This is a genomic window from Lujinxingia vulgaris, assembly GCF_007997015.1.
GTDB lineage: Bacteria > Myxococcota_A > Bradymonadia > Bradymonadales > Bradymonadaceae > Lujinxingia > Lujinxingia vulgaris.
This window is the reverse complement of record NZ_VOSM01000003.1, coordinates 122,846-147,371: the sequence shown is the minus strand read 5'-3', so window position 1 is coordinate 147,371 and position 24,526 is coordinate 122,846. Positions and strand designations below refer to the sequence as shown.

At 63.5% G+C, this 24,526-nt stretch carries 20 protein-coding genes and 1 tRNA gene; 2 read left to right on the top strand and 19 right to left on the bottom strand.

Annotation, left to right across the window (positions count from 1 at the left end):
• Nucleotides 1–58: 58 nt before the first annotated feature.
• From FRC98_RS07620 to FRC98_RS07600, 5 genes are all read right to left on the bottom strand, one after another.
• Nucleotides 59–130, bottom strand: a tRNA-Gly gene (locus FRC98_RS07620).
• A 113-nt stretch (nt 131–243) separates the two neighbouring features.
• A complete protein-coding gene (locus tag FRC98_RS07615) occupies nt 244–1,119 on the bottom strand; it encodes a hypothetical protein (RefSeq protein ID WP_146980707.1) in 876 nt (291 codons plus the stop codon).
• A gap of 172 nt (nt 1,120–1,291) precedes the next feature.
• Complete coding sequence (gene dnaK, locus FRC98_RS07610; RefSeq protein WP_146980706.1) at nt 1,292–3,184, bottom strand: molecular chaperone DnaK; 1,893 nt, start codon at nt 3,182–3,184, stop codon at nt 1,292–1,294.
• Nucleotides 3,185–3,342: 158 nt separating this feature from the next.
• Nucleotides 3,343–3,573, bottom strand: coding sequence for an FmdB family zinc ribbon protein (locus FRC98_RS07605; RefSeq protein WP_146980705.1), 231 nt, complete (start codon nt 3,571–3,573; stop codon nt 3,343–3,345).
• Between the two features lie 260 nt (nt 3,574–3,833).
• Nucleotides 3,834–5,249, bottom strand: a complete 1,416-nt coding sequence (locus FRC98_RS07600; RefSeq protein ID WP_146980704.1) for a cytochrome c biogenesis protein CcdA — start codon at nt 5,247–5,249, stop codon at nt 3,834–3,836.
• 94 nt (nt 5,250–5,343) lie between these two features.
• Between FRC98_RS07600 and FRC98_RS07595 the strand changes: the two genes are divergently transcribed.
• Nucleotides 5,344–6,270 carry a PDZ domain-containing protein gene (locus tag FRC98_RS07595; RefSeq protein WP_146980703.1) on the top strand — a complete coding sequence of 309 codons (927 nt, stop codon included), beginning with the start codon at nt 5,344–5,346 and terminating at the stop codon, nt 6,268–6,270.
• Nucleotides 6,271–6,381: 111 nt separating this feature from the next.
• Here FRC98_RS07595 and FRC98_RS07590 read toward each other — a convergent pair whose 3' ends face one another.
• The 5 genes from FRC98_RS07590 to FRC98_RS07570 form a co-directional block, all read right to left on the bottom strand.
• Nucleotides 6,382–7,701 (bottom strand): hypothetical protein, encoded by a 1,320-nt coding sequence (locus FRC98_RS07590; protein ID WP_146980702.1) that lies wholly within the window; start codon nt 7,699–7,701, stop codon nt 6,382–6,384.
• Nucleotides 7,702–7,806: 105 nt separating this feature from the next.
• Entirely contained in the window at nt 7,807–8,790 is a 984-nt protein-coding gene (locus FRC98_RS07585; RefSeq protein ID WP_146980701.1) for a hypothetical protein, read from the bottom strand.
• Between the two features lie 361 nt (nt 8,791–9,151).
• Entirely contained in the window at nt 9,152–11,257 is a 2,106-nt protein-coding gene (gene pnp / locus FRC98_RS07580; protein ID WP_146980700.1) for a polyribonucleotide nucleotidyltransferase, read from the bottom strand.
• Between the two features lie 367 nt (nt 11,258–11,624).
• The gene (gene rpsO / locus FRC98_RS07575) at nt 11,625–11,894 is read right to left on the bottom strand and encodes a 30S ribosomal protein S15 (RefSeq protein WP_146980699.1); all 270 of its coding nucleotides are present in this window, start codon (nt 11,892–11,894) and stop codon (nt 11,625–11,627) included.
• Between the two features lie 143 nt (nt 11,895–12,037).
• Entirely contained in the window at nt 12,038–13,525 is a 1,488-nt protein-coding gene (locus FRC98_RS07570; RefSeq protein ID WP_146980698.1) for a hypothetical protein, read from the bottom strand.
• A gap of 140 nt (nt 13,526–13,665) precedes the next feature.
• Here FRC98_RS07570 and FRC98_RS07565 point away from each other — a divergent pair, with 140 nt between their 5' ends.
• Complete coding sequence (locus FRC98_RS07565; protein WP_146980697.1) at nt 13,666–14,004, top strand: hypothetical protein; 339 nt, start codon at nt 13,666–13,668, stop codon at nt 14,002–14,004.
• A gap of 12 nt (nt 14,005–14,016) precedes the next feature.
• On the opposite strand, the gene FRC98_RS07560 is transcribed toward FRC98_RS07565, so the two are convergent.
• From FRC98_RS07560 to mraY, 9 genes are all read right to left on the bottom strand, one after another.
• On the bottom strand, nt 14,017–14,799 hold the full coding sequence (locus tag FRC98_RS07560; RefSeq protein ID WP_146980696.1) for an RNA methyltransferase: 783 nt from the start codon (nt 14,797–14,799) through the stop codon (nt 14,017–14,019).
• Nucleotides 14,800–14,869: 70 nt separating this feature from the next.
• Nucleotides 14,870–16,180, bottom strand: coding sequence for a cell division protein FtsZ (gene ftsZ, locus FRC98_RS07555; RefSeq protein ID WP_146980695.1), 1,311 nt, complete (start codon nt 16,178–16,180; stop codon nt 14,870–14,872).
• Between the two features lie 216 nt (nt 16,181–16,396).
• Nucleotides 16,397–17,629: a cell division protein FtsA gene (ftsA, locus tag FRC98_RS07550; protein WP_146980694.1), complete on the bottom strand. Its 1,233-nt coding sequence runs from the start codon at nt 17,627–17,629 to the stop codon at nt 16,397–16,399.
• A gap of 124 nt (nt 17,630–17,753) precedes the next feature.
• The gene (locus FRC98_RS07545; protein ID WP_146980693.1) at nt 17,754–18,632 is read right to left on the bottom strand and encodes a cell division protein FtsQ/DivIB; all 879 of its coding nucleotides are present in this window, start codon (nt 18,630–18,632) and stop codon (nt 17,754–17,756) included.
• Nucleotides 18,633–18,705: 73 nt separating this feature from the next.
• The gene (locus FRC98_RS07540; protein WP_146980692.1) at nt 18,706–19,686 is read right to left on the bottom strand and encodes a D-alanine--D-alanine ligase; all 981 of its coding nucleotides are present in this window, start codon (nt 19,684–19,686) and stop codon (nt 18,706–18,708) included.
• A gap of 6 nt (nt 19,687–19,692) precedes the next feature.
• The gene (gene murB / locus FRC98_RS07535) at nt 19,693–20,640 is read right to left on the bottom strand and encodes a UDP-N-acetylmuramate dehydrogenase (protein WP_283809648.1); all 948 of its coding nucleotides are present in this window, start codon (nt 20,638–20,640) and stop codon (nt 19,693–19,695) included.
• A gap of 280 nt (nt 20,641–20,920) precedes the next feature.
• Nucleotides 20,921–22,045, bottom strand: a complete 1,125-nt coding sequence (gene murG / locus FRC98_RS07530; protein ID WP_146980690.1) for an undecaprenyldiphospho-muramoylpentapeptide beta-N-acetylglucosaminyltransferase — start codon at nt 22,043–22,045, stop codon at nt 20,921–20,923.
• A 27-nt stretch (nt 22,046–22,072) separates the two neighbouring features.
• Nucleotides 22,073–23,338 carry a putative lipid II flippase FtsW gene (ftsW, locus tag FRC98_RS07525; RefSeq protein WP_146980689.1) on the bottom strand — a complete coding sequence of 422 codons (1,266 nt, stop codon included), beginning with the start codon at nt 23,336–23,338 and terminating at the stop codon, nt 22,073–22,075.
• A gap of 48 nt (nt 23,339–23,386) precedes the next feature.
• The gene (gene mraY / locus FRC98_RS07520; protein WP_146980688.1) at nt 23,387–24,526 is read right to left on the bottom strand and encodes a phospho-N-acetylmuramoyl-pentapeptide-transferase; all 1,140 of its coding nucleotides are present in this window, start codon (nt 24,524–24,526) and stop codon (nt 23,387–23,389) included.

Below are 24,526 nucleotides of genomic sequence, written 5' to 3'. Positions count from 1 at the left end.
GACGGGCCGCACAACGAAAAAGCCCCGAATCGCTTTTGGCGATTCGGGGCTTTCTTAGAGCGGGAGACGGGATTTGAACCCGCGACTTCAACCTTGGCAAGGTTGCACTCTACCACTGAGTTACTCCCGCCTGGGAGTCGCTGCCACCTCGGCGACAACGAGGAGGTTTTTAAGTCAGAGCGTGAATGCTGTCAACAGCTTTTCGCACAAAAATGACGCATAATGACTCAGCGCGTCATTCTTTCAGTACGTCGGATCTTCCCACGCCTCATCCTCAAGGTACTCCTCGTCTTCCGGGTAAAACTCCTCGTCATACGCTTCATCGAGGTCGTCGTAGTACTCCTCGTCTTCGACGATCACCTCTTCTTCCGAGCTTCCTTTGAGCGCCCCCCCACTTCTACCGTAACGCTGGATCAGCTTCTCCTGCAGCTCCTCCCCCAGAGTGACGCCGGGAGCCAGCTCCACGCGTCCAATCCCTTCGCGGCTGGGCACCATAATGCGGGAGTTGAGCGCATCGCGAATTCGCCCGCGCCGCTCAAACTCATACTCAGCGTTGTCGATCGACTCGACCATCTTCTGAGCACGAATCTCGGCCTCGATCTTGGACATCGGCTCGCCCTTGGAGTCGGCGATGATCCGCTCTCCATCGATCTCCTTGCCGATGACATCCCTCTCCGTGATGCGCCAATCCGCCTCAGCCGGCTCACCGTTGACCAGGAGCTCATCGCCCTGCTCTTCGACCTCCCAGCCCTGCGATGGCCGGCGCTCGCGAACCCGAGGCTCTGGAGAAGGCTCAGCCACCGCCCCCGAGCCCTCGTAGGGGCGAAACGACGGAACCTCCTCGAGCTCCACGTCGTCTTTGCCGGGCTCCGCAGTATCACCGAACATCATAGTCGCTGCGACAACCGCACCGATCCCGAGCGCCGCCACGCCACCAAGTGCCAGGAGCTTGCCTCTGCCCCCTCCCTCCTTCGGAGCGCTCTTTGACGTGCTGGTGCCTCCAGCGGCCCTGGCCGACGCTGTGCTCACCTCATCGACCACAAGCTCAAAGGCGCCATCGTCAAGTTGGTGACTTTCCACCGCACCGTTTCTACCGGTGTTGGGTTTCTTCGTGCTCATACCTGCTACTCCAGCAACTCACAGACTCGAGGGTCTTGCTCGGAAACGCATCCTAACGGCCTCTCCTACTATAACAAAAGCCGGCGAGGATCACCTCGCCGGCTTCTGTAGCCCGAAGGGGAGGTAGAGCGCCAGGGGCGCCTACCTCCAGGCAATCACGTACTCGCCGTGATTATTTCGCCTCTTCGAACTCAGCGTCGATGACATCGTCGTCATCATCGCCGCCCTTCGTGTCTGAGCCGGCGTCGGCACCGGGCGCTTCGCCACCGGTCGCCTCATACATCTTCTCGGCCGCCTTGTGCATCAGCGCTTCGAGCTCTTCGATGCTCGAGGCAATCGCGGCATCGTCGTAGGCGTCGATGGCCTTACGAAGCGCCTCCACTTTGCCCTCGATCTCGCTCTTCTGCTCGGCGTCGAGCTTATCGCCGAACTCTTTGAGCGTCTTCTCGGCGGAGTGGACCATCGCCTCGCCCTTATTACGCTGCTCGGCCTGCTCTCGCTTGCGCTTGTCGTCCTCGCGGTGCTCTTCGGCCTCGCGCACCAGCTTCTCGACTTCATCATCGGCCAGGCCGCTGGAAGACTCGATGCGAATCTTCTGCTCTTTGCCGGTGGCCTTATCCTTCGCCGAGACATGCACGATGCCGTTGGCGTCGATATCGAAGACAACTTCGATCTGCGGCACACCCTGAGGAGCCGGCGGGATGCCGTCGAGGTTGAACTTCCCGAGCGTGCGGTTGTCGCCCGACATCGGACGCTCACCCTGGAGCACGTGCACCGTCACCGAGGTCTGGTTATCGGTGGCCGTGCTGAACACCTCGCTACGCTTGGTGGGGATCGTGGTGTTACGCGGGATCAGCGTGGTCATCACGCCACCCTTGGTCTCGATACCCAGCGAGAGCGGGGTCACGTCGAGCAGCAGCATGTCGCTGACGTCACCGCTGAGCACGCCGGCCTGGACCGCCGCGCCGAGGGCCACCACCTCATCGGGGTTCACGCCCTTATGGGGCTCTTTGCCGAAGAAGTCGGCAACCTTCTTCTGCACCAGCGGGATGCGCGTGGAGCCACCGACAAGGATCACCTCATCGATATCGCTGGCCTTGAGGTTGCGGTCTTCCAGGGCCTTGCGGCAGGGCTCAAGCGTGCGGTCGATGATCGGCTCGATCATCGCCTCGAGCTTCGCGCGGCTCAGCTTGATGTTGAGGTGCTTCGGCCCGCTCTGGTCCGCGGTGAGGAAGGGAAGGTTGATGTCGGTCTCCAGCACGCTGGAGAGGTCGATCTTGGCCTTCTCAGCAGCTTCCTTGAGGCGCTGGAGCACCATCTTGTCGCCGGAGACGTCGATGCCGGTGTCCTTCTTGAACTCCGCGATGAGCCAGTCGATGATCTCCTGGTCAACGTCATCACCACCGAGGTGGGTGTCACCGTTGGTGCTCTTCACCTCAACGACGTCCTCGCCGACCTCCAGAATGGAGATATCGAAGGTACCGCCACCGAAGTCGAAGACCGCGATGAGCTCTTCTTCGGTCTTCTCCAGACCGTAAGCCAGCGCCGCGGCGGTGGGCTCGTTAACGATGCGCTTGACGTCGAGACCTGCGATGCGGCCGGCATCTTTGGTGGCCTGACGCTGAGCGTCGTTGAAGTACGCCGGCACCGTGATCACAGCCTCCGTGACCGACTCACCGAGGTAGCTCTCGGCCGCCTCTTTAAGCTTCATCAGGATCTTCGAGGAGATCTCCGGCGGGCTCAGCTTCTTGCCGCGAAGCTCAATGTGCGCGTCGCCGTTATCCGAAGACACGACCTTATAAGGTACGCGATCCGCTTCGTTCTTGAGCTCCTTAAACTTCAGGCCCATGAAGCGTTTCACCGAGAAGATGGTGTTCTCCGGGTTGGTGATCGCCTGGTTCTTGGCCACGCGGCCCACCAGCACATCGCCCTTGTCGTCAAACGCAACCACCGAGGGAGTCGTACGCGAACCTTCCTGGTTGGCGATCACTTTGGGCTCTTTGCCCTCCATCACTGCCACAACCGAGTTGGTCGTACCCAGGTCAATTCCGATCATTTTGCCCATTTTGGTTCTCCTTAAGCTGGAACAATAGGTCCGTGGGGCCCGGCCACCGCCCGTCACCTCAGCGTGCGAGCCGACGGCCTTTTTGGCCCTCTTCATCTGTCAGCGCCAATCCTAGGCACACTTCATTCATCACCAAACGTTTTTTCAGTAAGCGTTCTCTAACCCTCGCCCCCGCCGCCCGAAGGCTTACTCGAGGACGACGAAGAGGAGCCGGCGTAGTCCTGCGCGTACCAGCCCCCTCCCTTGAGCTGAAAGGAGTTGGCCGAGATCATCCGCCCGACCTGCGGACTCCCGCATTTGGGGCAAGCCTCCGGATCGGGATCCGAAAAACGCTGGATCTCTTCGAAAACATGGCCGCAGCCGGCGCAACGGTATTCGTAGATAGGCATGAGCTCTTACCTCCTGATAGCTCAGGCTCGCGCAAGCCTCTTTGTGGAACGCAGACAACGCGCCCGAGCTTGCGCCAGTTTGGATGAGGGTGACCCGCTTCGATTCGTGTGACGTTCGCCATCACACTGCCAGATGACAGGCACGACCGGGCCAGATCGCGCCCAAGGTATACACAGGTCACCAAGCGTCAAGCATTGATTCCGGCCGGTCGCGCATCGGCCCCTGCCCCACCTGCGACCGGACGTAGAGGAGAATTGATTCAGCCTACCAGCGCGCTGGAGAGTGCCCACCAGATCCGCTCGGTCTGCGTAACCAGCACCGGCAGCGCCAGACGCGCATAAAAGAGGGCCAGCCCGAAGAAGACCGCGCTGAAGACCGCTTTGCTGCCCTCCATCCAACCGCCGGCGCGCGGCAACCGCTGAATAAGGCCGGAGAAGGTGCCAAGCACCAGAAAGAGCAGCCCCAGACCCAGCGCGAAGATCGAGAGCAACGACCAGCCCAGCAGCACATCGCCCTGCTGAGCGACGTACACCAGGATGCCCGCGACCACCGGACCGATGCAGGGCGCAGCAATCGCCCCGGCCACAAGCCCCATCACAAAAGCACCGCCGAAGCCGGCCCCGCCGGCCTGGCTCAGACGCGTCTGCAGCCCGCCGGGAAGTCGCATATCCCAGGCGCCCAGCGTGCCCAGCCCCAGCACCACAAAGAGCAGCGCGATGCCCAGCTGCACCCCCGGGTGCTGCAAGAATCCGCCAAACACCGTCCCCAGACTCGCCGCCATCACTCCGAGCACCGAATAGGTCACCACGATGCCGAATACGTAGGTCAGGCTGAGTAAAAACGCCTCTCGCCGCGTGGCGGCCTGCCGCGCGCCGAAGACACCGATGGTGATGGGAATCAGCGGATAGACACAGGGCGCAAAACTCGAGAGCACCCCGGCTCCGAAGACCAGCATAAACACCGCCCAGAGCCCGCGCTCTTTGAGCGCGTCGGAGAGCCACCCTTCGGAGCCCGCGTCGCGCCCCTCAATCGCTGCGTCCAGGCGCTCGTTGAACTCCTCCACACCGAGCTTACCCTCAAAGCTGGGGCCGCGGAGGAACTCCCCATCGGGGCTCTCAAACGCGATTCGAGGCAGGCCTGACACTTCAAAGCGTTGAATGGCCGCAATTGTCTCGGCGTCTCCGGCCTCATAGTCGAGCTTCAGGGTAACAAACTCCTCTTCGAGGCGTTGGCGCACCTGCGGGTGCTCGAAAACTTCCCGCTCCATCTCCCCGCAGGCCAGACACCAGTCGGCAGTAAAGTCGAGCACGATCGGGCGATTCTGGGCTCGGGCAAGCGCCTGAGCTTCGGAGTACGAGGTGATCCAGCCCACACGCTCCCCGCCGGGCGGGGGCTCGGTCACCCCGAAGGTCAACGCGTAGAACCCGACCCCGGCGAGCGTCACACCGATCACGCGCCAGACCTTTGCGCGAGAAGACAGCTCAAACCAGGCGCGGCGCAGGGTCATCAACGCCATGCCGGCCACCACCAGAAGCCCCCCGGCGGCAAGCATAGGCCACCGGGGCGCCACCGCAGCTCCCTCGCTGGCATACACCAGATCAGGCCACGCCAGCGCCACCAGCAGACTCAACCCCACCCAGACCCTGTGTAACTTCGCCTTTGAACACATCGGCATTCTCGCTCGTCTTCTTCATCTCACGGCAACCTCGCGACCGCCTCGCCAGCATGATACTAAGGGGCGCGCTGGCCGAACCTAGAGCAGAAATCCTATGAACACCAAGCTATTCCGCCGAAGCCTCCTTCTCATCGTCTTGAGTCTGGCCCCCTTCAGCCTCACGGCGCCTGTGGCCTTTGCCCAGGAGTCGGAGTTTGCCCGGCCACTGGCCCGGCCCTGGCTGGGGATCATCCTGGGCGCAAGCGACGGCACCGGCGTGGAGGTCGAGCTTGTGCTGCGCACCTCACCGGCCGATCAGGCCGAGCTTCGTCAGGGCGATCGCGTCATCGCCGTCGATGGTGAGCCGGTGCGCACCGCCGGCAAACTTCTGGCACTCGTGCGGGGAAAGCGCATCAACTCCACCGTCGACATCACCGTGCGGCGCGGCGAAGAGGTTTTAACGCGCAGCCTGCAGCTGCCCGCCTCCCCCACCCCCGATGAGGTCGCGCGCCGCCACCTGGTGGGCGCTGCCGCTCCCGCCCACGAACTTCAGCCCGCAGATGGCGCGCCGCTTCCAGCCGAAAGCCTGGATGGCAAACCCTACCTCCTCGACTTCTGGGCCACGTGGTGCCAGGCGTGCAAGCTGGCCGAGCCGCGTATCGCCGCCATCGCGGAACGCTACGATGAGCGCCTCACCATCCTCACCATCAGCGATGAGGAGCCCGCGGTCGTTCGTGACTACCTCCAGGGCAACGACGCGCGTCACTCCCCGGTCTACCTCGACACCGACCGCGCGCTCACAGAGGCCTTTCTGGTGCGCGCGCTCCCTACCTACGCGCTGGTCGGTGCCGACGGCCGCGTTTTGGAGGTGGCCTTTGGCGTCGACGAGATCGATCGCATCGAGGAAGCCCTCTCGCGCGCGCTTCCCTCCTCCGACGCCCCAACCGCCTCACCGGAGGCCGCGGAGTCCCGCAAAACGGACTCGCCAGATACGGCCACCGAAGAGCGCCCCAACACCGACCCCGGCGACACGTCGCCCTGAGCGCGCAGCACCTCCGGAACCGGCGGAGCATCGCCGGGCAAAAGCACATCCAGATCGCCGAAGGCCGCGCAAACGCGCGGCCTTCGGCATGTTTCACTTACTCAAAAAGTCTCACTCAGCGGCCTGCGCGCTCAGCAGATCCATCACCGCCTTGGGCCGAAAGAGCGAGAAGAGCCCGTCGAAGCAGCGGCTCTGCTCCATCACCACCACGCGGTTCTCCGGGTTGGTGAGCGTGCGGCAACGTCCCATGATCGTCTGGTCGGTGGTGTCGACGCCGTCGATGTTGGTGAGTCGCTCCCAGGCCAGAAGCTCCACGTTCACCCCGCCCATGTATTCGAGCAGACGCGTGAAGTAGTTGGCCTGCTGCGCATACGCCGTCTGCGAGCTGATGGGGCTCGACGCCGAGTAAATCACCACCGGCTTGGTCACCCCGTGGCGCACTTCAATGCGGCGCAGATACTGGTAGTGCGACTCCACCATATCCTGGGGCACCGCGTAGCTGCGCAGCGCCACGGCATCACCGGCATTGACGAAGGGAAGCACGACCTCGGCAAAGGCCTGGTCGATCGCCGCCTCGTCAACCTCGCCATCGGCGTAGCGCGCCGCGATCACACCCGTGATGTTCTCCCAGTGGAAACCGGCTGCCACCTTCGTCTCTGGCGAAGCCTCTTTGATGGCGTCGACCGCCTGTCCGAAGAAGTCTTCAAACGCCTCGAACTCGGCCTCCGAGATGGGCTCCCCGTCGGGCCCGGCCAGAAGACCATCCATCGCGTCGCCCACAATGATCCAGGTGGGCTGATGGGTCTCGGCGACCTCCGTAAGATCGGCGATGAGATCGTCGACCATCTCCTGGCGCGTGAACCCGTAGGTGCCCTCCCCTTCGATGTTGGTGCCCTGGTTGAGCAGACCATCCCAGCGCACCAGCCAGTCGCCGCGCTCGCGCCAGAAGTCCACCACAATGCTCAGTTCGGAAACGAGCTCCACCTCGGCCTCCTGACCGGCCAGGTCTACTTCCGCGACAAGATCATCGGCGCGAGCCGCCAGACGCCCGGCAGGCGTACCGCTGGTGGGGAACGCGTTGGCGTCGCGCGGTTCAAAACGCGATAAGGGGTGCGCGTGGTACTCGCCAACAACCGTGGCGATCTCATCGTAGGACTTCACCCGCAACAGGCCGTGCGCCGCCGTGGCGTTGACCACCTCCACCGACTCCGAGCGGTTCGCGGCCAGTGCCAGCGCATCGCCGTGGTGGATGCCCACGCCGATCTGCGACTTATCCAGGGAAAGCGGCGCGGCCGGCTCCAACTCAGCAAAGGGATCTTCATCTCCCCCACACGCCATCAGGCTTCCCAGGGCCAGGCCGGCCGCAACCAGCGCTCCGGCGCGGTAGTTCGAGGTGGAACGCTGCAATCTCGGGGACTTCGAAAAGGTCATCACATAACTCCAGAGGTTGATACACCACGGGCCGAGCGCCGCGTTTGCAGCCCCGGCCCGCGAGGATCGCATCGATGGCTCGCCAGTGTGGCGAGCGTCGAGGCTTTAGTAAATGATCAGGTCGTCGCCACCGCCGGCTTCCAGGTCGCTGAAGTCGGTACGCTCTTGACGACGCTTTTTCTTCTTCTTTTTCTTCTTCTCTTCCTCGCGCTCACGTTCGGCCCGGGCTTCGGCCTCGGCACGGGCCTGAGCCTCGGCCGCTGCAGCGTCTTCTTCGCTGTAATCAGGCCGGCCCGCCGAAAGATCGACGGTGGTATCGCCGCCGAGCAGCGAGTCGACCGCGCCGGCGTGGCGATCGACGGCCTCCGAGCGCTGCAGCGCACGCACCCGTTCGGAGACTTCGGCCTGTTGAGCCTGCTCACCTGTCGCCAGGCGGTTGGCGGCACGCAGCTCCGAGAGCATGCTGCGGTCGCTGAAGATCATGGCGAAGGTCCCAAAAAACTCGCGCTTATCTTCCACGCGCAGCTCCGAATCCCGGTCTTCCCAGGTTGCACGTACCAGCACCTCCTCACCAAACACCTCCCCGTAATCCGAGGAGACGGCGCGACCGTAGCGGCGACTGGCCTGCGCCAGGAAGGTCTCAAAGCCCACGTTCTCGACATAGTCGCTGTTGTAGGCCACGACCACCCGGTAGAGCTTGCCGTCCACGAAGAGGTAGTAGCGCTGGGCAACCTCGTCGCGAACGCGCAGAAGCTCCTCGTTATTATCTTTATTGAACTCCCCGGAGATGATGCTGACCTCGTAGCCGGTACGCGCACCTCGAAGCGGGGTGTGGCTGTCTTCGACGGCACGAGCGCGGTCGAGCGCCCGCTGGCGCGCACGCTGCATGGCCACCCGGTCGCCTCGCAGGCTCTCATCGTCGCGCACCTCCTGGATCATCTGCTCGCGCAACTTCTCAACGACCTCATCGCGGCTGTCGCCCCACTCGATCGCCCCGAGCATCCCGGCGATCCCCTCCTCGGCCGTGGCCTGAGACGAGAACGCGAGCAACACAAAGGTGAGCATGGCCAGGAAACTGAGTTTTCGCATCGCAATCCTCCACCGGAGATTGAAGAGACGCCGCGGCCTGATGGCGCGCCGACGTCGACGCGCTCAAACTATCAAATGGCCCGGGCCTCAACAACCCGCACCACCGAGGCGTCCCGGGTCTGACGGGGGGATTGCACCGTCGATTCATCGAAGAGTTCTAAAGTTCACCCGGTCGCCGACCTGTGCTGCGCTCAACACGACGGCCTCCACCACGATAGTCACCCTCGGCGCATCAGGACGCCATCGTGAACGTCGCTCAACGTAAAAAAGCCCGCACCGACGGGGAGGTCGGTGCGGGCTTTTTTTAATCACGCAATGATGCCGATCAGCGAGGAGCGTCGAGCCTCCTTCGCGTCACGCATCACTCGCCGGCGTCTTCGCCGCGCTCAGCCAGCGCTTCTTTGCGGCTGAGCTTGATCTTGCCGCTGCGGTTGTCGACGGCGATGACCTTGACCAGGCACTCATCGCCTTCGCGCAGCACGTCTTCGACCTTGTTGACGCGACCCTCGGTCAGCTCCGAGATGTGGCAGAGGCCATCGACGCCCGGGAGCACTTCGATGAACGCGCCGAAGTCCACGACCGTCTTAACCGTACCCAGGTAGATCTTGCCGACCTCGGGCTTCTCGGTGAGACCTTCGATGATCTCGATAGCCTGCTGGGCCGCGGCCTGACCGGTCGAGGCGATGCGCACGGTCCCGTCGTCGCTGACGTTGACGGTGGTGCCGGTGGTCTCCTGGATGGCGCGGATGGTCTTGCCGCCCGGGCCAATGATCGTGCCGATCTCGGAGACCGGGATCTGGATGGTGAGGATGCGCGGGGCGGTCGCCGCCAGATCTTTGCGCGGAGTGCTCAGCGCCTCATTCATGATGTTGAGGATGTGCAGGCGACCTTCACGGGCCTGCATCAGCGCGTCGACCATCGTCTGGCTGCTCAGCCCCTCGATCTTGGTATCGAGCTGGAAGCCGGTGATGCCCTTCTCGGTGCCACAGACCTTGAAGTCCATATCACCCAGGTGGTCTTCATCGCCGAGGATGTCGCTGAGGATGACCAGGTCGTCGCCCTCTTTGATAAGACCCATGGCGATGCCGGCGGTGGCGTGCTTGACCGGCACACCGGCGTCCATCAGCGCGAGGCTGCCGCCGCAGACGCTGGCCATGGAGCTCGACCCGTTGGACTCAAGCACATCGCTGACGATGCGGATGGTGTAGGGAAACTCCGAGGCCTGATCGGGCAGCGAGGACGAGATGGAGCGCTCGGCCAGCGTCCCGTGACCGGTCTCGCGGCGCGAGGTGCCGCGCAGCGGCTTGGCCTCACCCACGCAGAAGGGCGGGAAGTTGTAGTGCAACATGAAGTTGCGGGTCATGTCGCCTTCGAGCGTATCGATGCGCTGCGCGTCGCGCTCGGTGCCCAGCGTGGTGGTCACAAGCGCCTGCGTCTCACCGCGGGTGAAGAGCGCCGAGCCGTGAGCCATGGGCAGCACGCCAACTTCGCAGGTGATCTGGCGGATATCTTTGGGACCACGGCCGTCGATGCGGATCTTGTCTTTGACGGTCGCCTTACGCACGACGTCTTTCTTAAGATCACCGAAGGCGTCCTTCACATCGCCCAGGTTCTCCGGGTAGTCCTTCTCGAGCTTGGCGACGATCTCGTCTTTAAGAGCATCGAGCGCCTTATAACGCTCGAGCTTGTCGGCCACCGCCAGAGCTTTCTTGAGCTTGGTACCGGCAGCCTTCTTGACGGCCTTGTCGATGGCGTCGTCGCGCTTGGTGACGTTGACGACCATCTTCTCTTTGCCGATCGAGCGCGCCAGCTTCAGCTGCAGGTCGAGCACGTCCTGGACGGACTCACGGCCGAACTCAAGCGCTTCCACCATCACGTCTTCGGGAACTTCATCGGCCAGACCTTCGACCATCACCACGGCGGTGGGGCTGATCGCCATGACCAGATCCAGCGAGGAGCGCTCGCGCTCTTCGAAGCTCGGGTGGGCGATGAACTTGCCATCGACCAGGCCCACGCGCACGCCGGCCACCGGGCCGTTCCAGGGGATGTCGCTGATCATCAGCGCGGTCGAGGCGCCGGTGATGCCCAGGATGTCGGTGTCGTGGATACGGTCGGCGCTGATCACCCACGCGATAAGCTGGGTGTTGTTCATGTAGCCGTCGGGGAAGAGCGGACGACAGGGGCGGTCGATCAGGCGGCTGCTGAGCACGGCCTTGTCGCTGGGCTTGCCTTCGCGCTTGAAGTAGCCGCCGGGGATGGTGCCCGCCGCCCACATATTCTCGACGTAGTCGCACATCAGCGGAAAGAAGGGCAGATCGGGACGCTCGCCACCGGCGGTCGCGGTGCAGAGCACCATCGAATCGCCGTACTGCACCACCACCGAGCCGTTGGCCTGACGGGCCATGCGGCCGGTCTCGATGATCAGTTCACGGTCCCCAAACTTTGCGCCTTCACGAATAATCGCCATATCTTTCTCCTCAAACATTGTCGCCGCACACAGGGCCGATCCCCGCGCTGCGGTAGTTCAAAAAACGAGCCCGTTGAGCCCTGCCCCGCAGATGAACCCTGGCACCCTGCCCCGGCCTACGGGCCGGCGAGTGGACACCAGAGCATCGTCGAGAACAATGTGACGGGGGGACTCGAACAACTTTGGTAGGGCGCGATTGCGTAGCATGTAACAGGACTCACCAACGCTCAATCTGCGCTGAGGGGGCCTGTTACAGGCTACCCTATCGAAGCCAACGTCGTCGTTGTCCTCTCCCTGAATCGTCGTGTCGACTCAGGCTCGTAACGAAATTGCCCCCGCCGAGCCATCTCAGCGGGGGCAAAAGGTCTTACTTACGCAGGCCGAGCGCCTGAATCAGCTCTCGGTAGCGGTTGACGTCGGTCTTGCGAAGGTACGCAAGCAGACGGCGACGCTGGCCAACGAGCTTAAGCAGGCCGCGACGCGAGTGGTGATCGTGCTTGTGACTCTCAAAGTGGGTCTGCAGCTCATTGATGCGGTTGGTCAGCAGCGCCACCTGAACTTCGGGGCTGCCGGTGTCGCCTTCACCGCGCTTGAACTGTTCAATGATCTCCGCTTTGCGATCCGGATGCAGGGCCATGGGGTTCCTTATGGTCAAAAGTAAAATGAATTGCTCCGGTACGCATCAACTCCCCGGCAACCCACCCATGGAGAGTAGGCCGAGGCTGCGTACGGCGCGGGACACTAGGGGCGCCCCGGCCTAAAGTCAAGCTCGCAAGGGCTTCAAGGCGACTCCAGCTGGCGCTCGGCCCCGGGCTCCGTCAGCTTGAAGATCCGCGCGCCAAAGGTACCGCAGAGTCTGGGCCCGCGCGCAAACTCCCAGTGGATGTAGACACGGCCATCGTGGCTGACCACCTCCTCGGGCACTGGCGAGACCGAGGTGACGTTCCAGGCGACGATGATCGCCTGGCCATCAAAGAACTCATTGCCGGAGCTCTCCAGGCGAACGACATCCACCACCTCCCCCTTCTCCGCGTCGATGACGATCTCGAGGCGAGCCATCAGCTCGAGGTTGTTGAGCGGATCCCAGACGGGAAGATCGGATTCGATGCGACGCACAAAACCCTCGGCCCACTGCGGATGAATGTAGCGCCGGTGCATGCGCGCGATCATCGTGGCGTGCGCGGCCGATGCGGCGTTGACCTGGGTGTGATTCCCGACCTGAATATGGGGCACGAAGTTCTGCAGACTGGCGCGCAACTTCGCGCTGTCGCCCTGCCAGCCGCTGAGCAAGCGCCGGCGTTGGGAGGCGCGCGCGTCGGCGATCTCTTCGGCGCGCTCCGCATCCCTCTCCTCAAACACCTCCTGGTACGCCTTCATATCTCGCCCGAAAAGGCGCGCCGGCCCCAGCGTCTCATCGGCCACACCGGCAGACTCCGGCTCGGGTTGAGGGGCGACGGGCGGCTCCTCCTGAGACTCGGGCGCGTCTGCCGACTCGGCGGTACGCTCGGGAAAAAGCGGCGCCTCGGCGGGCTCTTCGGCGGGCAACCTCATGGCGATCTCGTCCGACGACGGCTCTGGCGGCTCACGTTCAGGCGCGACATCTTCTTTCGGCGCGCTTGCTGCCTGCGACGCCGGCGCGCTGGCCTCCCTGTCGATGTTCGAAGGCTCTTCCGCCCGGGCGATGGCGGCATCTTCCGCTCCCTCATCTTCGCGGGCGCCTTCCAGGTCCTCGTCAGTGACCTCGCTCTCGCTGGCAAGATACTCCGGCGCATCCGGCGGAGCTTGCTGCTCCGGGGCGCTGGCCTCCTCTTCGGGCTCAGGAGGCTCGGCATCTTCGAGCGTCGTCTCACTGGCGACCATCTGCACATCGGTGCTCTGGGCGACCTCGGCGACAAATTCGGCGTCTTCAGGCTCCTCGTCGGCCGGCTCGGGGTTCTGCAGTTCCACAGCGATCGCTTCGTTGGTGGGCTTTGGAGGCTCCGGTGACTCGTCGTTTTCTTCTTCCTCGGGCTCTTCTTCGGGCGGCGGCTCTTCAGGGAGCACAGGCTCGATCGGGGCAGGAACTTCTTCTTCCGGCGGCGGATTCTCGCGCGGGGGAGGATCTTCTGGCGGAAGGTCGGCATCGGGCTCATCGAATTGAGGTTCCCACTCCTCGAGCACAACCTCGACGGCTTCCTCCTCAGGTGGCTCCTCCGGGGGCGGAACCACCACCCAGGCCAGCGCTGCCGCTGCCAGCAGATGCGTAAGCACCGAGGCAGAGACCCCCACGAGCATCCCTCCTGCTCTCTTTGTGCTGCCTGGCTTCATCTTGTCAGCATCTCGATGCGGCGGTAGAACGACCCGGTCGCTGGCATCCTGCCAGCCTCAGCGCGCCGCGCCCACCTGAACTCCAGCCAGAACGTTGCCCCATGCTCTCATTCTTCCCAAAGACGCGCGTGCTCCCGGCCATGCTCACCCTGACATTGCTGCTGCTCGTCGGCTGCGCGCCGCAGATCGGCTCGGAGTGCGCCTCCGACAACGAATGCCCCTCCGGGGCTCGCTGCGACCTCTCCGTCGAAGGTGGCATCTGCACGGTGCGCGGCTGTCGCCCGGGCGAATGCCCCGATGAGTCGACCTGCGTGGTGCTCGACCGCCACACCAGCTTCTGCCTTAAGAGCTGCGAGAGCGACGACGCCTGCCGTGAGGGCCATCGCTGCTACGAGGCCGGCGGTCAGGCCGAGACGGACTATTGCTTCTCGGCTGACTGAAGCTCATGACGCTCAGGGCTCAATGCCCTTTCGGCGCATGTAGGCCACGATCTCTTTGAAGATCCCGTGCCAGATCGCAAGCTCGCGGGTATCGAGGCGGGCGCGCAGAAACACCGATCGCAGGCTGCGCATGATGTGATCGTTGCTGCTGCCCTTCACAAACTCAATGGCTTCGAGCGCCGCCTCGGCCTGACCGAACATCCGCGTGAGCCCGGCCATCGGCGCCGGCTCAAATTCGGAGTGCCACGCGTTCTGCGGGGCGCTCACCGGCGCTGCAACCACCTCGCCGGCCTGCATCTTTCGGGCGGCGCGGGACACCTCCCAGGCCATCAATAAAACCGCCTGGCCCAGGTTAATCGAGCTGTAATCCGGGTTGGTGGGGATCGTGACCACCGCCTGGCAGCGATCGAGCGCGCTGTTCGGAAGCCCGCTGTCCTCCCTCCCAAAGAGCATCGCCACGCGGCGGCCCTTTGCGGCCTCGGCGATGAGCTCGGCGGCGGCCTGCTCCGGCTCCACCACCCGCCAGTGGGCCGAGCGCGCCCGGGCGGTCAGCCCCACGGTCATCACGCAATCATCGAGCGCCTCATCGAGCGTCTCAAAACGCCCCATGCGGTCGATCGTCTCGTGGGCGCGCGGGGCGCTGATAGCAATGCGATCGCGATCGGCATGCGCCGGGTTCACCAGGCGCAGGTCCTCGATGCCGAAGTTCTTGGAGGCGCGCACGGCGTTGCCGATGTTGATGTCATCCTGGGGCTCCACCAGCACCACGGACACGTTCTCAGTAAGACTCGTCATAGCGTTCTCGAAGACAAAAAAAGCCCGCTCCCATTGAGAGCGGGCTTGGAGCGACCGCGTCGCCCGAAGATCAGGAGTCGTTGCGGCGACGCGAGTTGCGAAGGAAGGTCGGCGTATCGATCTCTTCCTCTTCCGTGGCGCTCAACCCGCCGGGAACCGCATGGCTGCCGGTGTTCGAGCGCAGGAAGGACGCGCGACGTTCGGTAACCGAGTCCTGCGCGCCGCGATCGTAACGCGGGCTGCTCTGGTAGGCGGGCGCGCCGCGCTGCGCAGGCACGCTCTCAACCACCTCTTCTTCCTCCACGGGGGCCGGCGCACGGGGCGGCTCAGCCTGACGGGGAGCAGCGGCCACCGGGGCCGACTGACGCGTGGTCGACTCGCGACGACGGCTCATCTCGCTGAAGTCCGAGCTCTCGGCCCGCGGCTTATCAAAGCCCGTAGCGATGACGGTCACCATCAGCTCATCGCGCATATCTTCTTCGATGACGTTACCGAAGATGATGTTGGCGTCTTCGTGCGAGGCCTGCTCGATGAGCATCATCGCGTCGTTGATCTCGGTGAGCGTCATGTCGACGCCGCCGGTGATGTTGACGAGGATGCCGGTGGCGCCCTCTATCGAGACATCTTCGAGCAGCGGCGAGGAGATCGCCATCTCGGCGGCTTCCAGGGCGCGGGTCGGGCCGGAGGCGCGTCCGGTGCCCATCAGCGCCAGCCCCTTGCCGGTCATGATCGTACGCACGTCGGCAAAGTCGACGTTGACCAGACCACGCACGGTAATGAGATCGGAGATCCCCTGAACCGCATGCAGCAGCACCTCATCGGCCTTCTTGAAGGCTTCCAGGATCGTGGTCTGCTCGCCGGCGATCGCCAGCAGGCGCTGGTTAGGGATCGTGATCAGCGTATCGACCGCGCTGGCCAGGTTGCGGATGCCCTCATCGGCGGAGCGACGGCGGCGGCGCCCTTCGAACTGGAAGGGCTTGGTGACCACGCCGACCGTCAGCGCGCCCTGCTCGCGGGCGATGCTCGCGATGATCGGCGCCGCACCGGTACCCGTGCCACCGCCCATCCCGGCGGTCACAAAGACCATATCGGCGCCCTTGAGCGCCTCGGCGATGCGGGTCTGGTCTTCGAGCGCCGAGTTGCGACCGACGTCCGGGTTGGCGCCGGCGCCAAGCCCTTTGGTCAGCGCGCCGCCAAGCTGAATTTTGACCGTGGCGAGGTTGGTCTCCAACGCCTGCAGGTCAGTGTTGGCCGCGATGAACTCCACGCTGGAGATCCCCTCGGTGATCATCGTGTTGATGGCGTTGCCACCTCCCCCACCCACGCCGATCACTTTAATATTTGCCGCGTTTGAGACATCGGCGTCATCGAACTCGAGCATACCTTTTCCCTGGACTCCTGAGTCAGAACTGAACATCTGCGCCCACCCGTGGGCGGGCGCAGATGATACGCCTCAAGGCGCGCTTACCGCAAGGACGGACTTGGTCGTCGCGCCCTCTTCTTGCCAACGAACAACGGTGGTACCCCGCGCCTTGTTTCCACATAAAGCTGAGACTTCGCGCGACGATAGCACCGGGCCCGGTGGCCAGCAAGCGACTTAGAACATCTCGGCGAGCCACTCGCGCATGCGGGTGGTGAGGCGCTGGTAGAGGTTGCCGTTGTTATCGCCGAAGGGCAGCCGCTCGGGGGCCTTGGCGCCGTGCTGCACAAGGCCCACACCGGTGGCGAACTTCGGGTTTCGCACCACGTCGACCAGCCCGCCGATGTTGCGCGGCACACCGCGTCGCACCGGCAGCCCGAGGACCTCCTCGGCGAGCTCCGGCATGCACTCCAGCAGCGTGGTGCCGCCGGTGATCACGACCCCGCCGGAGATAAGATCCTCACAGCCCGACTCTTTGATCTCGCGGGCCACATAGGCAAAGATCTCTTCGACGCGCGGCTCGATGATCTCGCTGAGGATCTGGCGGCTCAAGATCCGCGGGGGACGCCCGCCCACCGAGGGCACCTCGATGGTCTCTTCGGCGCTGACCTTGCCGGTCATCGCGCAGCCGTAACGCTGCTTGATGCGCTCGGCTTCGGCCATCGGGGTGCGAAGGCCCACGGCGATATCGTTGGTCAGGTGGTTGCCGCCCACCGAGAGCACCGCGGTGTGCACGAGGCTGCCCTGGCTGTAGATGGCGATGTCGGTGGTGCCCCCGCCGATGTCGACCACGGCCACGCCGAGCTCTTTCTCATCGGAGCCGAGCACCGCCTCGCTGCTGGCGAGCTGCTCCAGCACGATGTCGGCCACATTGAGACCGCAGGCGTTGGCGCATTTGACGATGTTCTGAACGCTGGTCACCGAGGCGGTCACAATGTGGACCTTGGCCTCCAGGCGCACGCCGGTCATGCCCAGCGGCTCCTTGATGCCGTCCTGCTCGTCGATGATGTACTCCTGCGGGATCACGTGCAGGAGCTGACGATCCATCGGGATGGCCACCGCGCGGGCCGCATCGACCACGCGATCGAGGTCGCCGCCTTTTACCTCTTTGTCTTTGATCGCCACGATGCCGTGGGAGTTAAAGCCCAACACGTGGCCCCCGGCGATGCCGGCGTGCACCGTGTTCACCTCGCAGCCGGCCATCAGCTCGGCCTCTTCCACGGCCTTCTTGATCGAGTTGATCGTGGCGTCGATGTTGATGACCACGCCTTTTCGCATCCCCTTGGAGGGGTGCGAGCCGATCCCGATGACATCGATCCCCTCGGGAGTCACCTCGCCGATGATGCAGGCGATCTTGGTCGTCCCGATATCAAGCCCAACAACAATCTCACCATTTCGTCGATTCGCCATACCGCACCTTCCCTGGTCTCGGCCCGAACCCCGTGCCCTCGCCACCCCACGTAGCGACCATCACGAGTCCAGAAACATCTACAAACGAACGTCCATCACATCTTACAAGCGGTCGTCGCCACGCCTATGGCGACGATCCGGTCGAGGCCGCGTCCTCGCGCATCCATGGCTCGGTGCGCGGCCCCACAGTCACGCGACTCAAGTCGCGCTCCTGGTCAATCAACACATACTCCGCGTCCATCCCTCGCCGAATCAGCGAGGTCTGAACGACTTTCAATCGGCTGAGGCGATCTTGCCAGCGGCCCCAGCCCAACCGAATCTCCGTGCCCGTCTCGGCGGTCACAAGGGAAAGTCCCAGCGCCGCGTCGAGGTGCAGCTCGCTTAAGGGCTGCTGCTCATCGAGCTCCATCGCGTGGTAGAGCTCCCACACCGAGAGCGCCTCAAGCAGACGCTGGCGGGCCTCATCTTCGACGAGGTCGGCACGCGTCAGCCCGGTCACCAGCGGAAGGTCCCAGAGCCCCTCGATGCTACGGGCGCTGTCCATCGCCAGAAATACCTCACCACGGGTATCCGCAAGCCAGATCCCCTCATCGGCGATCAGGGCTGCGGGCTCGTATTCTTCAATCGTGATGCGCAGACGGTCGGGCAGGCGGCGCTCCACATCGACTGAGCGCACGAAAGGAAGCCCGCTCATCGCGCTCTCAATGCGGCGCGGATCGACGTTGAGGATGTTCTCGCCAGCGATGCGCTCGGCGGCTTCGAGAAGTTCGCGCTCCTCCAGGTAGTTGAGCCCCTCAACATCGAGGTAGTTCACCTGGAAGTACTCGCTCTGCATGGTGTGGCTGTAGCCCTGAAGCACCAGGTAGGGCAGCCCCAGGCCCACGGCAATCACCGCCAGCGACGTGCCCAGGCGACGCGCCCAGAGCCATGCCGTCTCTTTACGGCTGGCAGCGCGCTGCTCCCGGCTCGGCTTTCGCCGATTATGTGCACGTCTCTGAAACACTACCTACTCCCACAACATCCGCCGCAATCGATGCGGCAACACAACCTGCGTAACGTCGAAGTCTCAACGCTGCCTAGCGACGGCGATCGAGTCTTGCGCCGGAGAGCATCAACTCCACAAGCGCTTCAAAAGACACACCCTGAGCCGCGGCCATCTTGGGCACGAGGCTTGTGGCAGTCATCCCCGGGATGGTGTTGACCTCCAGAAAACGTCCCTGGGAGGTGGTCACATCCCCTTTGAAGTCCACGCGAGCCACGCCCCGGCACCCCAGCGCGTGATACGCCAGGCGCCCGAGCTCTTCGAGGCGCGCGTGCAGCGGCCCCGCTTCCAGCGCGTCATAGCGCGTCTGCTGGCTCTGGTACTTGGCTTCGTAATCGTAAAAGGTCTTCGCGGCGGTGATCTCAATGGCGCCCAGACACACCTCACCAAAGAAGCCCACGGTGTACTCGGGGCCTTCGATATAGTCTTCGACCAGAAGCGCCGAGGCCGGATCATCGCTGAGGTGGGTGCGAAGATCGCTGACCGCCGCCTGCAGCTCCTCCGAGGTGTTGCAGATGGCCACGCCGAAGCTGCTGCCGGCGTCATTGAGTTTGACGACAATCGGAAGTTGCAGCCCTGCATTTTCGATGCGGCTTACGATCTCCCGTGCATCGCTTTTGCCGATGTCACCCATGCGAAGCGCCAGGCCGCGTGCGACCGGCACACCCACATCCGCAACCGCCTCGCGGGCCCGTGCCTTGTCCATCGCCAACGCCGAGGCCAGCACCCCACTTCCGGTGTAGGGAATCCCCACGCACTCCAACAGACCCTGCAGAGAGCCGTTTTCGCCAAGCCCCCCGTGGCTTCCGATGATCACGGCTGCCGGCTTATCGCCCACCAGACGCGCCACGTCGGTGGCCAGATCGTAGACGGTGACCTCGTAGCCGCGAGCGCGCAGCGCCTGCTCAAACGCAGCGCCGGTCTTCAGGCTGATCTCGCGCTCTGGCGAGTCGCCGCCGGTAATGACACCGACGGGCTTTCCCCGAAATGTTGTGACATCAAGCTCGCTGAACATCCGTGTTCACCTTAGCGATTTTTCCTGCTCGATAAGTTGCGCCCACCCGTCAAACCCGACGAAGCGGACCTCCGGGCGAAGCTCCACTCCAAACTCTTCTCGTACCCGGTGTCGGGCCAACGCCATCAGGGCGATGAAGTCGGCCGCCGTTGCGTCACCGGCGTTGATAAAGAAGTTGGCGTGCAGCTCACTGATCTGCGCTCCGCCAACGCGGTGTCCCTTAAGCCCGACGGCCTCGATAAGGCGGCCGGCAAAATCACCCTGCGGGTTCGCAAAGGTGCTGCCGACGCTGGCCAGGCGGTAGGGCTGGGTGCGATTGCGACGTTCCTTGTCTTGCCGCACCCGCGACTTCGCCTCTTCGACGTCGCCGCGCTCCACCTTTAACACTCCGCTGAGCACCACATCGCCGTCGCTTAGACCGGCATGGCGGTAGCTCAACTTCAACTCGGAGGCCGGGTACGTTCCCACGTGCCAGGCGCCCTTTTCTTCGTCGACGCGAGCCAGCGTGCAGCTCTCCAGCACTTCCGAGAGCTCACGCTCGCGGGTGCCTGCATTCAGCGCGACGGCACCGCCGAAGGTGCCCGGGATAAGCGAGAGAAACTCCGCGCCTACCCAACCCTCGCGCAGCAATCCACGCACAAGGTGCGCGTTCACCGCGCCGGCTCCGACCGTTGCCCTCGAAGCGTCAAGCTGCCAGGTGGCCAGCTCTCCGCTCATGCGAACCACAACGCCGTCGATGCCCTCGTCGGGAAAGAGCGTGTTACTTCCGAGCCCGACCCAGACCAGGCGGCGCCAGTCAGGCCCGACCGCCGCAAGCAAGAGCATCGCATCTTCGAGAGAACCCACCTCTACGAAACGCCTGGCCGCGCCACCGATGCGCAACGACGAGCGACGATAAAGAGGCTCGTCGGCGCTCACGCTGCTCTGGCGAGCCTCGCTGGCAAAACGCTCCAGACGCTCGTCCAGCGGCGCTGACGGGTGCTGCCAGGCTATGGTTTTGTACTCGCTCAGCGTGGCCGCCCGTCGTTGGTGTGTTCGTAGGTTCCGCCTTTAAGACGAGGCAAAGAATACACGAGCACGCAGGCGTCGCAACCCGTTCTTTGCCACACAATTTCCCCTTAATTTTCAATACGATACACGAAAGACCTGAAGCAAAAATTCAGATTTTCAGGCGACCCTCAAGAGGGTTCTTAGGCCTGAAATCTTGCCTCAAAAGTATTACTTTAAGCCCCGTTCAGGGTAGTTCACCGCGTCCCATGGCCAGCAAAGCGCTCGCGATGGTCTCTGCGGCGTCCGGACGTCCTCGTCGGCGCGCCGCTGCAGCGACGCGACCGAGCGATTCGGGGTTTCGCATCAGGCCGGCGAGCAGGTTAACGGATCGCTCGGATCCCAACTCGGAGTCGTCGAGCATGACGCCGGCGCCGGCCTCGACCACCGAGCGCGCGTTGAAGCGCTGATGATCATCTGCGGCCTGGGGAAAGGGAACGTAGATCGCCGGGAGGCCCAGGTTAAGAACCTCGGCGATGGTGGTGGCGCCGGCCCGGCAGATCAGAAGATCGCACCAGCGGTAGGCTTCCGCCATATCATCGATGAACTCTTCGACCACGACCTTGCCCTCAAAGCCCTCGTAGCGCGGGCGCACCGCATCGGCGCGATTGCGACCGGCCTGGTGGCGCACCTCAAGGCGCGACTGCAGAGCCCCCATCGCCTTAAACCACCCGGGGAGGTGTTCGTTGAAGCTCCCTGCCCCGCCGCTGCCGCCGATGATGAGGACGCGAAAGGGCCCCGCAGCCGCCGGGGGCTCGTAGGTAAAGGTGCGGGCCAGCGTCAGCAGCTCTTCACGCACCGGATTTCCCGGCACCGAGTGCGAGACGCCACCGAGATGCTCGGCGCTCTCTTCAAAGGTCAAAAACGCGTGGTCTACCACCCGGGATAGGAGCTTGTTGGTGAGCCCCGGGATGGCGTTTTGTTCCATCAGCGCGGCGGGCACACCGCTGAGCGCGGCGGCCAGCGTGATCGGCCCCGCCGCATAGCCCCCGACGCTCACCACCGCAGTGGGGGCCAACCTCTTGACGATGCCTCGGGCCTGAAGACCGCTTCGAGGCAGGCGCGCGAGCCCTCGCGCAAGCCCCAGCGCCCCGCTGCCCTTAAGGCCCACCACATCGACGAGCTCCAGATCGTAGCCCAGCTTCGGGATGACGCGAGCCTCAATGCCCCGCTCCGTGCCCACAAAGGTGACGCGCGCCCCGGGAGCGAGGCGCTCAAACGCCTGGGCCACGGCGACCCCGGGAAAGAGGTGACCACCGGTGCCGCCTCCGGCGATCACCAGATGAGGAGGGGTCTGCGAATGAGATGTCATGAGGAGTTCCGTGCATCAGTGAGCGAGTTAGCTTCGAAGATCATCGCGGCGCTTGAGGATGTTGCGGCGCTTGCGCTCCCAGCGGCGCTCTTCACGGCGCGCGGCGCGAAGATCGCGCTCGCGCTCCCAGGTATCTTCCTCATTGCGCGAGATGTTGAGCACGATGCCGATCGCAAAGAGGCTGATAATCATCGAGGTGCCCCCGAAGGACACGAAGGGCAAGGTGAGCCCTTTGGTGGGCAACATGCCGGTGACCACAAAGAGATTGGCCATCCCCTGCAGGGCAAAGAGCGAAGTGATGCCAAACGCCAGGTACATGCCAAAAGGATCAACCGCGTTGAACGCCACCCGGTAGCCGCGCCAGAGCATGCCGATAAAGAGCGAGAGCAACACCACCACGCCGATAAAACCGAGCTCCTCGGCGATGATCGTGCCGATGAAGTCGTTCCAGAGCTCGGGCACATAGCCCAGCTTCCCGGCTCCGTTCCCCAGCCCCCGGCCGGAGAGCCCGCTGGCGCCAATGGCGATGAGCGACTCGCTGATCTGGTAGCCGATGTCCTGGCGGTGGCTCCACGGATCGAGGAAGGCCAGGATGCGCTTCATGCGATACTCGCTGTTGCTGATCGCCACATAGGCCAGCCCCGCCCCGCAGAGGGTCATCACGAGCAGGTAAGAGAAGCGCGCCCCGCTCACAAAGAGCAGCAGCATCATCATGCTGATGAGGATCACCGAGCTGCCGAAGTCAGGCTGCAGCATCAAAAGCCCCACCATAAGTCCAATGATCACCAGATGGGGCAAAAACCCGATGGTGAACGAGCCCATTCGTTTGGCTTTTTTGCTCACCGAGTAGGCCATAAAGATCACGGCGGTGAGCTTGGCCACTTCGGCCGGCTGAAAGGAGAGCCCGCCCAGGCTAAACCAGCGCCGTGCGCCGTTCTGCACCACCCCGATGCCCGGGATGGCTACCAGGGTCAGCAGGAGCACCGTGCCCAGCAGGATCGGGTAGACCAGGCGCTTGTACCAGCGGTAGTCGAATTGCAGCGCGAAGATCAAAAGCCCCACCCCGAGCACCACACGCTGGGTCTGGCTCCAGAGGAGCACGTTGTGCGCCGCCATGCGCTGACTGGCCATCACGGCGCTGGCCGAATAGAGCATCACCAGCCCGTAGGTCACCAGCGCCCCTACGAAGAAGAGCAGCCAGATATCCCAGCGGCGTTCGCTGTGGCCGGCAACGCTATCGCGGCTTTCGCCACTCGCCCGGCGAGTCAGGTTGGAGAGAAGATCGCTCGACATGGGCCCTCCGTGGCCACGGCGTCGTTCAACAACAAAGGCTGGCGCTGCTCAGCGCAGCTTCAGGCTCGCCAGCGCCACCAGGCTGAGCATAATGGCGATGATCCAGAAGCGCACAATAATCTTTGGTTCCGGCCAGCCCTTCATCTCAAAGTGGTGATGAATCGGGGCCATGCGAAAGACGCGCTTTCCGGTGAGCTTGTAACTTGTGGTCTGGGTGATGACGCTGAGCGCCTCCACCAGGAAGATGCCGAAGATGATGGTCGAGAGCAGCTCGTGTTTGGTGACCACCGCCAGGGTGCCCAGCGCGCCGCCCAGCGAGAGACTTCCCACATCGCCCATAAAGACCTGTGCCGGGAAGGAGTTGTACCAGAGAAAGCCCACCCCCGCGCCGATGATGGCCGCGCAGAAGATGGCCAACTCCTGAACCCCCTCCACCTTCGGGATCATCAGGTATTTTGCGACATCGAAACGCGAGACGACCTGAACGCCGTCCACAACTTCGGTGTAATGGAGCACCGTGGCGGTGCTCCAGGCCAGGATCAAGAAGGTGCCCGCGGCGATGATTACAGGTCCAATGGCCAGGCCATCGAGCCCGTCGGTGAGGTTGACGGCGTTGGCCGTGCCCACAATCACGAGCATCGCAAAGGGCACATAGACGTACAGCGGCAGCGTCAGGCTGAACTTCTCGGTGCTCACAAAGGGCAGGTAAAGCTCGGTGGAGTAGCTAAAAACGTTGCTCTTAAACATCACGAGCATCATCGCCAGCACCACAGCGAACTCAATGCCCAGGCGAGCCTTGCCGCTGAGTCCGGCGCTGGAGCGACCGCGGATCTTCATGTAGTCGTCGAAGAATCCGACCACCGCAAAACAGACCGTCACCCCCAGCACCACGCCCACATAGGGGTTTTTGAGGTCGGCCCACAAAAGCGTGGAGACGACGACGGCGAAGAGAATGAGCACCCCGCCCATCGTCGGGGTGCCGGCTTTGCTGAAGTGGGATTGAGGTCCGTCATCGCGGATGACCTGGCCAATCTGCTGGGCCTGCAGCTTTCGGATAAACCAGGGGTAAAGCAGAAAGCTGACCATCAGCGAGGTCAGCATCGTGGCGACGACCCGGAAGCTGACGTAACGAAAGACGTTCAGCCAGGTGAATTCGTCTTTGAGCATGAAGAAGAGTTCAAAAAGCAT

Coding starts and splice junctions, on each gene's coding strand:
- FRC98_RS07615 (WP_146980707.1), bottom strand. CDS start 1,119: ATGAGCACGAAGAAACCCAACACCGGTAGAAACGGTGCGGTGGAAAGT.
- dnaK (WP_146980706.1), bottom strand. CDS start 3,184: ATGGGCAAAATGATCGGAATTGACCTGGGTACGACCAACTCGGTTGTG.
- FRC98_RS07605 (WP_146980705.1), bottom strand. CDS start 3,573: ATGCCTATCTACGAATACCGTTGCGCCGGCTGCGGCCATGTTTTCGAA.
- FRC98_RS07600 (WP_146980704.1), bottom strand. CDS start 5,249: ATGCCGATGTGTTCAAAGGCGAAGTTACACAGGGTCTGGGTGGGGTTG.
- FRC98_RS07595 (WP_146980703.1), top strand. CDS start 5,344: ATGAACACCAAGCTATTCCGCCGAAGCCTCCTTCTCATCGTCTTGAGT.
- FRC98_RS07590 (WP_146980702.1), bottom strand. CDS start 7,701: ATGACCTTTTCGAAGTCCCCGAGATTGCAGCGTTCCACCTCGAACTAC.
- FRC98_RS07585 (WP_146980701.1), bottom strand. CDS start 8,790: ATGCGAAAACTCAGTTTCCTGGCCATGCTCACCTTTGTGTTGCTCGCG.
- pnp (WP_146980700.1), bottom strand. CDS start 11,257: ATGGCGATTATTCGTGAAGGCGCAAAGTTTGGGGACCGTGAACTGATC.
- rpsO (WP_146980699.1), bottom strand. CDS start 11,894: ATGGCCCTGCATCCGGATCGCAAAGCGGAGATCATTGAACAGTTCAAG.
- FRC98_RS07565 (WP_146980697.1), top strand. CDS start 13,666: ATGCTCTCATTCTTCCCAAAGACGCGCGTGCTCCCGGCCATGCTCACC.
- FRC98_RS07560 (WP_146980696.1), bottom strand. CDS start 14,799: ATGACGAGTCTTACTGAGAACGTGTCCGTGGTGCTGGTGGAGCCCCAG.
- ftsZ (WP_146980695.1), bottom strand. CDS start 16,180: ATGCTCGAGTTCGATGACGCCGATGTCTCAAACGCGGCAAATATTAAA.
- ftsA (WP_146980694.1), bottom strand. CDS start 17,629: ATGGCGAATCGACGAAATGGTGAGATTGTTGTTGGGCTTGATATCGGG.
- FRC98_RS07540 (WP_146980692.1), bottom strand. CDS start 19,686: ATGTTCAGCGAGCTTGATGTCACAACATTTCGGGGAAAGCCCGTCGGT.
- murG (WP_146980690.1), bottom strand. CDS start 22,045: ATGACATCTCATTCGCAGACCCCTCCTCATCTGGTGATCGCCGGAGGC.
- ftsW (WP_146980689.1), bottom strand. CDS start 23,338: ATGTCGAGCGATCTTCTCTCCAACCTGACTCGCCGGGCGAGTGGCGAA.
- mraY (WP_146980688.1), bottom strand. CDS start 24,526: ATGCTTTTTGAACTCTTCTTCATGCTCAAAGACGAATTCACCTGGCTG.